Below are 11,770 nucleotides of genomic sequence, written 5' to 3'. Positions count from 1 at the left end.
GGTCACGCTCCCATCGGCAGGTGGCTGTCGATGTACTCCAGGACGGCCCGCGGGGTGGTCATGAACTCGATGTGGTCGTCCGGGATCGGCACGCCCAGCTGGTTCTGGATGCGGGTCGCGAGCTCCAGCATCGCGAGCGAGTCGTAGCCGAGGCCGCTGAACGGCGTGTCCAGCACGGCGCCGTTGAGGTCGACCGACTCGTCAACGCCCGCCGCCTCCTGCAGCATGGTCTTGAGTTCGTCGAGAGTGAAAGCGCTCATGGTCGTGCCTCCGTTTTCACAGTGGTGGTTCTGCTGTGCCGGTCGGTCAGTCGGCCAGTCGCACGATGGCGACGGCGTTGAACCCGCCGTGCCCACGCGCGATGACCATGGCGGTCCGCAGCACGGTCTCGCGGGGCTGATCGATGACCAAGTCCAGCTCGTACGCAGCGACCGGGTTCTTGACGTGGATGGTGGGCGGCACGACCTGGTCGCGCAGCGCCAGCAGGGCACCGGCGGTGTCGAGCGCGCCGGCCCCCGCGTAGAGCCGACCGGTCGTGGTCTTGGGCACCGTCACCGGAACCGCCCGTGGGCCGAAGAGCTCGGCCAGCGTCCGCGACTCCTGGCGGTCCTTCTCTGCGGTGCCGTGCCCGTCCGCGAAGACGACGTCGATGTCCTCAGGCCGCATCCGTGCGTCGGCGAGGGCAGCGCGCGCGCAGCGGGTGAGCGTAGGCGGACGTCCCGAGCCGGGGCGCGGGTCGAAAGTGGCGGCGTAGCCCGCGAGTTCACCGTAAGGGCGGTCGACACCGCGTTCCCGTGCGGTGTCCGCGTTCTCCAGCACCAGGATCGCGCCGCCCTCGCCAGGCACGAAGCCGGAAGCGTCGGTGTCGAACGGCAGGTAGGCGCGGGCCGGATCGTTGACCGTGGTGAGGTTTGCTGTGGGCAGCTGCGAGACGAACCCGGCCGGCGACAGGGACGAGTCGCTCCCACCCGTCACGACCAGGCGGGTGCCGTCGCGGACCACCCGGCGGGCCTGTCCCAGTGCGTCCAGGCCGCCCGCCTGCTCGCTGACCATCACACCGCACGGCCCGCGCATCCCGTGGCCGATGGAGATCTGGCCGGTGGTCGCGGCGTAGAACCAGGCAATGGACATGTACGGGCTGACGTCCTTGGGACCGCCGCGCCACAGCTTCTGGAGCTCGCGCTGGCCGAACTCGGCGCCACCGCTGGCGTTCGCGGTGATCACCCCGAGTTCGTACTCCGGGATCTGCGACAGGTCCACGGTAGCGTCGTCCAGGGCCATCCTTGTGGCGGCCAGGGCGAAGTGGCTCATCCGCGAGGTCTCGACGACGATCCGGGCCGACAAACGCTTCCCCGGGTCGAAGCCCTTTATCTCTCCGGCGAGTTGGGACGGGTAGGAGCGGGCGTCGAAGCTGCGGACCGTGTCGATCCCGCTCTTGCCGGCCAGGGTGGCAGCCCACCAGTCCTCGGTGCCCTTCCCGTTGGGAGCCACGACACCGATCCCAGTGAAGACCGCCCTCGCACGGCCGCCGTCGGTGCTCTGCCGTTCCCGCGATTCGCTCATGCCGCCGCCTTGTCGGGTGCGGCCATCACGATCGCGCTCTGGAACCCGCCGAATCCGCTGCCCACCGAGAGTGCCGTGGAGATCTTCTGCTCACGCGCGGTCAGGGGAACGTAGTCCAGATCGCACTCGGGGTCGCGCTCGTGGAGGTTGGCCGTCGGGGGGACCACGTCGTGCTCGATGGCCAGCGCGCAGGCCGCCACCTCGATGGATCCGATGGCGCCCAGGGAGTGGCCGATCATCGACTTGATAGAGCTCATCGGGATCTCGAAGGCCCGGCTTCCCAGGCTCGTCTTGACCGCCGCGGTCTCGTGCCGGTCGTTCTGCTTGGTGCCGGAGCCGTGGGCGTTGACGTAGTCGATGTCCTTCGGGTCCAACTTGGCCTGGTTCAGGGCGACGGTGATCGCCTCCGCCATCTCGCGGCCGTCCGCGCGCAGGCCGGTCATGTGGAAGCCGTTGGCGCGGGTGGCGTAGCCCAGGATGTGGGCGTAGACATGAGCACCCCGGCGCTGGGCGTCGTCGGCATTCTCCAACACGAACATCGCGGCGCCCTCACCCAGGACGAGGCCCCGGCGGTCCCGGTCGAAAGGCCGGCAGGCCCCGCTCGGGTCGTCGTTGTAGGTGGAGGTGGCCTTGATCGCGTCAAAGCACGCCATGGTAATCGGCGAGATCGGCGCGTCGGCGGATCCGGCCAGCACGACGTTCGCGCTGCCCTCGGCCAGCAGACCGGCAGCGTAGCCCAGGGCGTCGATGCCCGAGGTGCAGCCGGAGGAGACCACCGAGGTCGGGCCCTCGGCGCCGGACCGCCACGCCACCTCGGTGGCGATCGAGCTGGGCACCAGATAGTCGTAGAGCTGGGGGACGGCAAAGGTGTGATCCACGGCCCATTGCCGACCGTCGTTGCTGAGGACCCGGTACTCCTCTTCCAGCCCGGTGGTGCAGCCCACCGCGTTGCCCACGGTCACGGCGACCCGCCCGGGATCCATGCCGGCGAGGTCGAGCCCGCTGTCGGCCACGGCTTCGTCCATCGCCACGACCGCGAACTGTGCGGCCCGGTCCATGCGGCGCCAGTCCTGCGGCGTCAGCCCGTGGGCGGCCGGGTCGAAGTCGATCTCGGCCGCCACCTGGCAGCGGAACCCGGTCGGGTCGAACAGGCTGACCCGGCGGGTGGCCGCCCCGCCGGAGACGATGCGGTCCCAGAACGCGTCACAGCCCAGGCCTCCGGGGGCCATGACACCGATGCCGGTGATCGCGACATCCATCGTCCTCATGCGTCCGCCCCGACCGGCCCGCCGACCTGAGGCGCCGGAACGTCCTCGTGGCCGGGCAGGAACTCGGTGTCCACGTGGCCGAGTTCGGGCTTGGGCGCCAAGGGGCCCAGGTGGAAGACGGCCTGCGCCTGGACGCAGCCGGTGTTCACCAGCCGGTGCCGCAGGCCGATCGGCACCATGGCCGAGTCGCCCGGGTGCAGCTCCAGCGTCGTGCCATCGATGGTGAGGCTCACGATCCCGCGGACCAGGTGGACGAACTCCTCGGAGTACGGGTGGTAGTGCTCGCACACGTACTCGCCCGGCTCCAGCGTGACCGTCCCCATGAATCCCGAGGTGGCGCCGACCGTCAGCGGGCTGAGCAGGACTCGAACGTCCCCGCCCCGGCGCAGGTTCGGTGTCACATCGGTGACGGCGACCTTCTTCACTTCAGCACTCACGCTTGTTCTCCCAGGTGTAGAACGGGCTGGCCATGGCGTCCTTCGGCTCTTTCCACGCCGGGTCGTACGGCTGGATGTGCCGCGCGAGCCTGACGTGTATGTCCTCGTAGAGCGGGTGGCTGCGGGCCCGGTAGAGGTTGGGGGTGACGTCCTGGTCTCCCTCCACGAGGTGGAAGTACAGGTCGTGGAAGCGCCACAGCGAGCGCCGGGACACCCCGATCAGGTGCGGCAGTTCGGAAGCGTCCGATTCCGCGAAGATCTCCGCGACGGAATCCGCCTGCGACGGATCCATCCGGGCAACGATCAAGTTCTGATACACGGGTCCTCCCCGAGTCGAACGGTGTGAGGTGGCGGGGACGTGTCAGGGATCCGGCCGGGCGCACCACGCCGTTGCGTCACGGCCGGTTCGATCACCGGCAGACCCCCGGTGCACCAGGCTGGGCGGCTCCGCTGGACGCGGGCTGGCGAGAAGCTGGCATCCCTGTAAGAGCGGCGGTCCAGCCGCCCGCTAGTGGGCCGAGATTCCGCCACCCCATGGTCGGTGTGCGGCGCCCCGCCCTTGGGCGCCTGACCATTGCCTTCGGAGGCGTCCATGGAGACCACCGCCAAGTCCGGCCCGCGCCCGGTAGTGCTGCTGTTCGCGGGCCAGGGTGCTCAGCACCCTGGCATGGGACGGCACCTCTACGGCGCCGAGCCGGTGTTCACCGCCGCCATGGAGAACGTCTTCGACCTGCTCGGGGTGCGGGCGGAGCGGCTGCGGGCCGACTTCCTGGCCGGGCGCGAGGACGGTCTCGACGAGGCCGAGCAGGCTCAGCCGCTGTTGTTCGCCCTCGGTTACGCGACGGCGCGTCTGATCCGCAGCTGGGGTGTCCGCCCGGCGGCCTTGCTGGGCCACAGTGTCGGCGAGGCCGTCGCGGCCGTCGTCGCCGGCGTGATGTCCCTGCCGGATGCCGTGCGGCTGCTGATCACGCGGACGGAGGCTGCGACGCGGACACCTCCCGGCGGGATGCTGGCCGTCGCCGCGTCGCCCGACACGCTGGCCTCCCTGCTCCCCGAGGGGGTGGTGGTCGGGGCGCTGAACGGCCCCCGCCAGATCCTGCTGGCCGGTGCCAAGGCGCCGCTCGCCGAGGCCGAGAGCCGGCTGCGCGCACAGGGCGTGCTGTGCCGCCGGGCCCGGGCCCGCCAGGGCTTCCACAGCCAGCTGATGGATCCCGTCGTCGCCTCTGCCCTGCCCGACGTCGCGCGGACGGCCCTGCGCCCGCCCGCCGTCCGGCTCTACTCGGCCTACACCGGGCACCCGCTGGGGTCGGCGGAGGCCGTCGACCCCAGCTTCTGGGCCCGCCAGATCGCCGAGCCGGTGCTCTTCGGCCCCGCGCTCGACCGGCTCCTCGCCAACGGCAACTTCCTGCTGATCGACGCCGGTCCCGGCGAAAGCCTGCTGAGCCTGGCCCGTCGGCACCCGGCGATCGCCTCCGGACGCAGCGACGTCGTCGCCGTGCTCCCACCCGCGCGCGCCGCCGCCGACCTCGTGCACGGTGCGCTCCCGAGCGCTGTACGGCGGATTCGGTCGGAAGGGCACCGGCTGAGCGTCCAGTGATCGTCCATCACCGGCTGCCAGAGTCTCATCGGCATAACCGGCCGCGCTGGGAGCGAAGTTCCCAACTTGCACCACTACCGAGCCGGTCGAACAGATCGGATCTCATCTCTGAGGGAGACGCATGACTACGAGCCCCCGGACAACCGGTGCGTGTCCGTACCCGTTCAAGCGGCCGTCCGCGCTGGAACAGCCCGCCGAGCTGCGCAGCATCCGGGACGAGCCAGTCGTCCCGGTGGAGCTCCCGAGCGGAGACCGGGCCCTGCTGATCACCAGGTACGCGGACATGCGGGCGGTCCTGTCCGACGAGCGCGTGAGCCGCGACCTGACCCGACCGGGTACCGCCCGCATGACGAAGGACAACGTCATGTTCCAGGACCCGCACATCAGCCCGGACCCGCCGGAGCACACCCGGATGCGCCGTCTGATCACCAAGGCCTTCACCCCCAGGCGGGTCGAGGAGCTGCGGCCGCGCACCGAGAAGGTGGTGGCAGAACTCCTCGACGCGATGGAGAAGGGCCCCCGCCCGGCTGATCTGAACGAGGCGCTGGCGTTCCCGCTGACGATCCGGATGACCTGCGAGCTGCTCGGGGTCCCGCTTGAGGATCAGCACAAGTTCCGCAGCTGGACGGACCACTTCCTGTCGGTGAGCCGGTTCACCGGTGAGGAGATCGGCCGGGCCCGCGGCGAGCTCATCGCCTACGTCCAGCAGTTCGTGGCCGCCAAGCGGGAGACGCACGGCAACGACCTGATCAGCGCGATGATCGCGGTCCAGGACGACGACGAGTCGGGCCTGAGCGAGTACGAGCTGGTCTACTGGGTGATGCTGCTGCTGATCGCAGGGTACGAGACCACTGCCGGCCAGCTCGGCTCCAGCCTCGTCGTCCTGCTCAGCCGGCCCGAGGACCTCGCCCGGCTGCACGCCGATCCGTCGCTCGTGCCGTCGGCCGTCGAGGAGCTACTGCGCCTCCAGGTGATGGGCTCCTCGCTGTCCATGCTGCGCTACGTCAAGGAGGACATCGAGGTCGGCGGCGTCCTCATCCCCGCCGGTTCGAGCATCATCCCCTCGATCGAGTCGGCCAACATGGACCCCGACGTCTTCACCGACCCGGAGACCTTCGACATCACCCGGCGGGACAACCACCACGTGACCTTCAGCACCGGCATCCACTTCTGTGCCGGGGCCGCCCTGGCCAGGATGGAGCTGCAGGTGGCCGTGGAGGGCGTGGTGCGCCGCTTCCCCGAGCTGCGGCTCACCGCTCCCGCGGACGAACTGCCGCGGAACGAGGGCGCGCTGATCCAGAACTTCGTGGAGATTCCCGTGCAGTGGTGACCACATGGTTCGGGCCGCGCACCGATCTGGTGCGCGGCCCGAACCATTTGCCGGCCGATGCGGGCCGGGATGTCACCTGAGGAACAGCAGCGCCTTCGTCAGATGGCCGGTAATCATGAACTCGGTACCGCCAGGGAGACCGCTCCGGTCGGCCACCCGGTTGCGGATGAGACCCTTGTGGACCGCCAGTCCGTGGGCCGAGACCGATGCCCCGGGGGGCAGCTGAAGACGGACGATGCTCTTGGCGGCGGACAGGTCGATGCGGACCGCCGGGTGTCCGATGGACGCCTGGCGAAAGTCGAGCCGGATCAAAGCGTCGTAGCAGCCGACGGTCAGGAACGCCGGCACCTCCCAGCGACCGTGGATCCGCGCGATCGACTTGACCCGGTGGACCTCAAGCGCCTCCAGCGGACGGGCGGCCGGCAGGTCGGCCATGACGGCGTCGATCTCCGGCCTGGTGTCGGCCGAGTAGACCAGGGAAAGCCGCTTGTCGAGTTCGGCCAGTGAGATACGCCCCTCGCCGAGCGCGGTCTGCAACTGCTCGATGGCCCGATCGCGTTCCGCGTCAGAGATCCTCAACGGCCTTGGCGGCTCCTGATGTTCCAGATCGTCTGCCACGATCCGCACCCCTTTTCCTGATCATGTCGCCATGACCGTAGCCTAGTCATGTTTCGCGGGATATCGCGGTCACCAGACGACCGGCAGCGCCGTCAGACTCCGGATGACGCCCGCAGTACAGCTCAGCTCCTCCTCCGGCACGGCGAGGCGCAGCTTGGGGAACCGGCGCAGCAGCCCATCGATGACCACTGTCAGCTCCAGCCGGGCCAGTTGGGAACCGAGGCAATAGTGCGTCCCGAGCCCGAAGGCCAGGTGGGGGTTGTGGTCGCGGTCGGGATCGAAGGCGGCGGCGTTCGCGAAGACCGTCTCGTCCCGGTTCGCCGAGGTGATCGCGGGCAGCACCGCCTCGCCCGCCCGCACCAGGACCCCGCCCAGTTCGACGTCCTCGGTGGCGACCCTGATGGTTCCGCCGTTGACACCGGCGGTGCTGTACCGCAGGATCTCCTCGACCGTGGCCCGGATCCGCTCGGGGTTCCCCGCGATGCTCGCGGTCAGGTCCGGGCGGCGCAGGAGTTGCAGAGCTCCGTTAGCGAAGGTGCTCGACGTCGTGTGGTAGCCGGCGATCAGCAGGGTGACACCAAAGACCACGAGTTCGTGTTCGCTCAGCCGGTCGCCGGCCTCGCTGGCGCCGATCAGCGTGCTCAGCAGATCGTCGTCGCCCTCCCTCTGGCGCTTGACCTTGATCAGCTCCCCCAGGTAGCCGGCGAGCTCAGAGCGCGCGGCCCGGACCTGGTCCGAGGTATGAGTGCCGAGGCTGAGCATCACGTCAGCCCACCGGCAGAACCGGTCACGGTCGGCGAAGGGCACGCCGAGCAGCTGACAGATGACGGCGACCGGCAGGGGCAGCCCGAGGTCGGCCACCAGATCGGCCGACGGGCCGGCCTGCTCCATCACGTCCAGCAGCTCCTGGGTGGTCTGCTCGACGAACGGGCGCAGCCGCTCGATCTGCTTCTTCCCGAAGGCTCGTGCCACGAGCTTGTGCAGCCGGGTGTGCTCGGGCGCGTCCTTCGACAGGATGGTCGCCGCGTCGGCGGCCAGCGGACGCATCCGCGGCGCGTCCGGAAGTGCCGCGGCCGCACGGCTGAAGCGTGCGTCGGTCAGCACGGTGCGCACGTCCTCGTACCGGGTCACCAGCCAGCCGTTGTCCCCGGTCGCGAAACCGACGCGGGCGACCGGACAGGAGCGACGTAGCCGCTCCCACTCCTCGGCCATCTCCAGCGCACCCGGGCTCTGGAACGGGAAGGGCAGCGCGCTGTGTTGGTCCATCATCGCTCCATCACATACAGGCGGGCACCCGGCACTGCGCAGTCGGGCAACATATCAGGGGTGGTGACCGGCCCGAGGTACGACCCGGGCGGCAGGGGGTCTTCCCGCCGCGGCATGGCCGCGCGCCAGCGTTCCTGCGCATACAGCCTTACCAATTCATGACAGCAATAAGCCGGTCGATAACTGCCGTCCTCGATCCGGATGACCCGCTCCACCAGCCGGGATTCCACCAAGTGCTTCAGCGCGCCGTCCACATCGTCGCCGCCGCCCAGGAGTTCCTCACGGGTGAACGTCTCGGGAAGCATTCCCAGCCGCTCGAAGATCCTCTGAACACTGTGTCCGGACGACCGGCAGATGAGCTCGAGGGTGTTGCGCAGGCTTGCGTCTGGCGACATGAGGGTGCTCAGCCTGCCCGCCGAGTCGGCCAGCCAGTCGGCGAGGTCGCGCAGCCGCCACTGGGGGCTCGAACCGAGCTGGGTCGCAGCCGCGCAGATGGCGGCCGGCAGGCGGCCGCACAGCAGGACGACCTTCTCGGCATGCTGCCGGTCCTGCAACACCTGTCCGGCCGGAAGCAGGGACTCAAGCAGATGGACACCCTCCTCGACGGACGGCAGCGAGAGTTCGAGCGCTATCTCCTCGCCCAGTCCGGCCAGGTGCGACCGGCTGGTCAGGATGGTCGCGCACTGCGGTCCGCTGGGCAGCAGCGGCAGCACCTGCTCGGCGGACACCGCGTTGTCCAGGACGACCAGCACCTTGCGGTCCGTGCTCCAGGCGCGGAAGTGCTCCGCGCGGTCCTCCAGCCGGTCGGACGAATCCGGCTGCAGTCCGATCCCTCTCAGGAATCCGTCGACGGCCTCGGCGGAAGGCAGCGGCCGACCGTGCTGGTCGCGGAGGTCGACGTAGAGCTGACCGTCCGGGAACAGCGGACGCAACTCATGCGCTGTGCGCAGCGCCAAGGTGCTCTTTCCCACGCCGGGCATGCCGTGAAGGGAGACCACAGCCGCTGTGCCGTCCCAGTACCGGGGCCGGTCGGCAGCTGTTCGCAGCACCGCTTCCAGCTGCGCGGCCAGACCCTTGTGAACGACCAGATCGGAATTCTGATACGGGAGTTGAGCCGGTCCGCTGTTCAGCCGGACGACCTTCCGCTCTCCGGCGGGGAGATTCAGGGACGGATCGGCGCTGAGGATGGCACGGTGCAGCCCCACCAACTCGCCCGACGGGTCCAGCCCCAGTTCGGTCACGAGCCGACGACGCAGCGAACGGTAGACCTCCAGCGCCTCCAGTCGGCGGCCCGAACGGTAGAGGGCCAGCATCAATTGGGCGGGGAACCCCTCATGCAGGGGGTGACTGGCGATCAGCGACCTCAGCTCGGCGATCAGTTCATGATGCTGGCCCATCTGCAGGCCCGCATCGATCCGCATCTCGTGTGCGCGCAGCCGGGCCTCCTCGAAGCGCACCAGGTGCGCCTCCAGCAGCGGACCGACCGGCACGCCTTCCAGCATGTTTCCGCGCCATAAGGTCAAGGCCTCGCCGAGCAGTGAAGACGCCTGCTCGGGCTTGCCGTCCTGGAGCGCCTCCTGCCCGAGTCGGGAAAGCTGCTCGAACAAAGTCACGTCGAGCTGCTCCGCCTTGGCCCGCATGAGGTAGCTCGAGTTGACCGTGGCCAGGATCTCCCGCTCACCAATCCCCTCGTACAGGCCGAGCTTCTTCCGGAGCCGGTAGATGTAGGTCTGGAGCGTGGTGGCAGCCGTCGCCGGTGGTTCGTGCAGCCACAGTTCCTCGATCAGCGACTCGGGCCGGACCGGCCGATTTGCATGGAGAAGCAGAGCGGCCAGTACGTGACGCAATTTCGGCGATGTCGGAGTGACCAGGTGTTCCCCGTCGTACACTTCCATACTTCCAAGAATGCTGAATCGCATGCAGACCCCCGTTGAGCTTCGAATGCTCTTCTACTGCAACATACGCGTTTTGCCAGCCGATATCGTTTCGGCCGGACCGGTCACGTCCCCTGAAGCTCAGGCATCCGACATCCCATAGATACTGGCACGATCTTGCACACAGAATGGCTGCCGACGACTACCTCCAGCCCTTTCCACCTTCGTTTTGGCCGATTACTGACGGCCCATTTGGGATGCGGTTGCGGCCGCGGCTTCGTGCGCTCATCCAGCCGCTCACCGGGCTGCACCCTGGCCTGATCCCGCTGGTTTCAGCTACGCACCATGAGGAAGCAGGCGGCATGCGCGGGCCTGGGCGGATCGGGGAGCCGTTCGACGTCGAAGGCGTGGCCGAAAAGACGCTCCGATTCTCCCGGTGCCATGACCGTGTGAAGAAGCCTGGACATTCTCTTGCGAGCCACCCAGGGCAGGTCCTTCTTGTCCGCCGCGAAACACCAGTGGAAGAACTGCGATCCAGGGCGCGAGAGCCGCAACACGGTGTTCACTATGCCGCGCTTCACGGAACCGGTGGTGTCGTCCAGGGTCCCGTAGTCGACCAGCAGATCGAACGGCCCGACGACACCTGGGATCTCCGCCGCCGAGAGGTCTCCGTTGATGAATCGGCAGTGCTGTCCGACGCCCGCCTCACGGGCCCGCACGCGGGCCCGCTCCAGGGCGAAATCGGTAAAGTCGACTCCCACAACGTCGAAGCCATTCTGAGCGAGAAACACAGCGTTGGATCCGGTACCGCAGCCCAGGTCAACGGCGCGCGGACGGCCTTCGGACTGCGACGGTGCCTTGATGCGCCCCTCGGTGACGAGCTCGCGCAACTCGGGGCTGACACCGACGCGCTCCCACGCGGCTCCTCGCTTGTACAGCCATGTGTAAAACCACGGTCTCATCCCAGTTCCCTTCGACTGAGTGTTGCCCATGTGTGAGGTCGGGCCGGAACCGGCCCGGTGTGGCGTCGTCAGTTGGCGAACGTGATCGCGAGGCTGTTGAGCAGCAGGACCACGAGCGCCGCAACGGTCCTGATCATGTGCCACATGCGCCACCTGGGACGGGGATCCTGCCAGTTGACCGGAACGGCATCGGCGTCCGTGCCCCTGACCACCTTGTTCAAGGGCACGTTGCAGAGGTGGGAGACCGCCTCCACCACCACGATCCCGACAATCGACGTGATCAGCAGGGAGCGGATGGTCGCGGACGGTGCGGCCACGGCCAGCACGATGTCGGCCACCAGGGTCGCATTGACCAACAGCGGCATGGTCGGGTGATACCCCTGGCCCAGCAGAGAATGGGCCTGCAGATAGCGGTCAGGTGTCATCGCGTTCAGCGCCGGTAGAACACTGACGGCAACCGCGAAGAAGACTCCGGATATGAGACCGCTGCCGATCAGAACCGCGACTCCGACAAGCTGGACCACTGGAGTTTCCCTCTCTGTCACGCGCTCCTCTTCCTGTTCGAAGAGGTCCCGCAGTCCTGGACCTGCAACCTGACCGATGTTCGATAAGCGCACTAGCGGCTCAATGGACGCGGCGGTGGCGGCATGGAAGGTTTCAAGTCAACCGAGCTGACTTGATGCCACCAGGTCACGGCTCACCCCGCGTTGCCGGGCAGAACCAGTGTTCTAAATCTGACCGAAAACCTCGGGTGGACGGCCGAGGCCGGGGTGCAGCCCCTGTCTCGGGTTCCGGTGACCGTCGTCGTGATCGGTCGGCGGGAGTCCGCAACTTCTGCCCGCGGGGCCGGTTCGT

12 protein-coding genes are annotated in these 11,770 nt (G+C 68.4%); 2 read left to right on the top strand and 10 right to left on the bottom strand.

Translation table 11 applies throughout. From position 1 onward, the window contains the following. Positions 1-2: 2 nt before the first annotated feature. The 5 genes from IEY78_RS05085 to IEY78_RS05065 are packed head-to-tail and all read right to left on the bottom strand — an operon-like array spanning position 3 to position 3,587. On the bottom strand, positions 3-260 hold the full coding sequence (locus tag IEY78_RS05085) for an acyl carrier protein (RefSeq protein WP_189096349.1): 258 nt from the start codon (positions 258-260) through the stop codon (positions 3-5). 46 nt (positions 261-306) lie between these two features. After that, entirely contained in the window at positions 307-1,563 is a 1,257-nt protein-coding gene (locus IEY78_RS05080; protein WP_189096348.1) for a ketosynthase chain-length factor, read from the bottom strand. Then, on the bottom strand, positions 1,560-2,831 hold the full coding sequence (locus IEY78_RS05075; protein WP_189096347.1) for a beta-ketoacyl-[acyl-carrier-protein] synthase family protein: 1,272 nt from the start codon (positions 2,829-2,831) through the stop codon (positions 1,560-1,562). The genes IEY78_RS05080 and IEY78_RS05075 overlap by 4 nt, the downstream gene beginning before the upstream one ends. After that, positions 2,828-3,268, bottom strand: coding sequence for a cupin domain-containing protein (locus IEY78_RS05070; RefSeq protein WP_189096346.1), 441 nt, complete (start codon positions 3,266-3,268; stop codon positions 2,828-2,830). Before IEY78_RS05070 ends, IEY78_RS05075 begins: the two co-directional genes overlap by 4 nt. Beyond that, a complete protein-coding gene (locus IEY78_RS05065) occupies positions 3,258-3,587 on the bottom strand; it encodes a TcmI family type II polyketide cyclase (protein ID WP_189096345.1) in 330 nt (109 codons plus the stop codon). The genes IEY78_RS05070 and IEY78_RS05065 overlap by 11 nt, the downstream gene beginning before the upstream one ends. 273 nt (positions 3,588-3,860) lie before the next feature. On the opposite strand from IEY78_RS05065, the gene IEY78_RS05060 reads away from it, so the two are divergent. Both IEY78_RS05060 and IEY78_RS05055 read left to right on the top strand, forming a co-directional pair. Further along, complete coding sequence (locus IEY78_RS05060; protein WP_189096344.1) at positions 3,861-4,865, top strand: acyltransferase domain-containing protein; 1,005 nt, start codon at positions 3,861-3,863, stop codon at positions 4,863-4,865. 121 nt (positions 4,866-4,986) lie between these two features. Next, the gene (locus IEY78_RS05055) at positions 4,987-6,195 is read left to right on the top strand and encodes a cytochrome P450 (protein ID WP_189096343.1); all 1,209 of its coding nucleotides are present in this window, start codon (positions 4,987-4,989) and stop codon (positions 6,193-6,195) included. 72 nt (positions 6,196-6,267) lie between these two features. Here the strand turns inward: IEY78_RS05055 and IEY78_RS05050 are convergent, their stop codons facing one another. From IEY78_RS05050 to IEY78_RS05030, 5 genes are all read right to left on the bottom strand, one after another. Further along, on the bottom strand, positions 6,268-6,813 hold the full coding sequence (locus tag IEY78_RS05050; protein ID WP_189096342.1) for a DUF1707 SHOCT-like domain-containing protein: 546 nt from the start codon (positions 6,811-6,813) through the stop codon (positions 6,268-6,270). A 69-nt stretch (positions 6,814-6,882) separates the two neighbouring features. Then, positions 6,883-8,079, bottom strand: a complete 1,197-nt coding sequence (locus tag IEY78_RS05045; protein ID WP_229699712.1) for a cytochrome P450 — start codon at positions 8,077-8,079, stop codon at positions 6,883-6,885. Further along, a complete protein-coding gene (locus tag IEY78_RS05040; RefSeq protein WP_189096340.1) occupies positions 8,079-9,974 on the bottom strand; it encodes an AfsR/SARP family transcriptional regulator in 1,896 nt (631 codons plus the stop codon). Before IEY78_RS05040 ends, IEY78_RS05045 begins: the two co-directional genes overlap by 1 nt. Positions 9,975-10,285: 311 nt before the next feature. Beyond that, entirely contained in the window at positions 10,286-10,915 is a 630-nt protein-coding gene (locus IEY78_RS05035; protein WP_189096339.1) for a class I SAM-dependent methyltransferase, read from the bottom strand. Between the two features lie 68 nt (positions 10,916-10,983). Then, complete coding sequence (locus IEY78_RS05030) at positions 10,984-11,439, bottom strand: anthrone oxygenase family protein (protein WP_189096338.1); 456 nt, start codon at positions 11,437-11,439, stop codon at positions 10,984-10,986. Positions 11,440-11,770 lie beyond the last annotated feature (331 nt).

This window comes from Streptomyces kronopolitis (assembly GCF_014646275.1).
GTDB classification, from domain to species: domain Bacteria; phylum Actinomycetota; class Actinomycetes; order Streptomycetales; family Streptomycetaceae; genus Streptomyces; species Streptomyces kronopolitis.
The sequence above is the reverse complement of the archived record's forward strand: the minus strand, read 5'-3'. Positions and strand labels throughout refer to the sequence as shown.

Coding starts and splice junctions, on each gene's coding strand:
- IEY78_RS05075 (WP_189096347.1), bottom strand. CDS start 2,831: ATGAGGACGATGGATGTCGCGATCACCGGCATCGGTGTCATGGCCCCC.
- IEY78_RS05060 (WP_189096344.1), top strand. CDS start 3,861: ATGGAGACCACCGCCAAGTCCGGCCCGCGCCCGGTAGTGCTGCTGTTC.
- IEY78_RS05085 (WP_189096349.1), bottom strand. CDS start 260: ATGAGCGCTTTCACTCTCGACGAACTCAAGACCATGCTGCAGGAGGCG.
- IEY78_RS05080 (WP_189096348.1), bottom strand. CDS start 1,563: ATGAGCGAATCGCGGGAACGGCAGAGCACCGACGGCGGCCGTGCGAGG.
- IEY78_RS05040 (WP_189096340.1), bottom strand. CDS start 9,974: ATGGAAGTGTACGACGGGGAACACCTGGTCACTCCGACATCGCCGAAA.
- IEY78_RS05045 (WP_229699712.1), bottom strand. CDS start 8,079: ATGGACCAACACAGCGCGCTGCCCTTCCCGTTCCAGAGCCCGGGTGCG.
- IEY78_RS05055 (WP_189096343.1), top strand. CDS start 4,987: ATGACTACGAGCCCCCGGACAACCGGTGCGTGTCCGTACCCGTTCAAG.
- IEY78_RS05035 (WP_189096339.1), bottom strand. CDS start 10,915: ATGAGACCGTGGTTTTACACATGGCTGTACAAGCGAGGAGCCGCGTGG.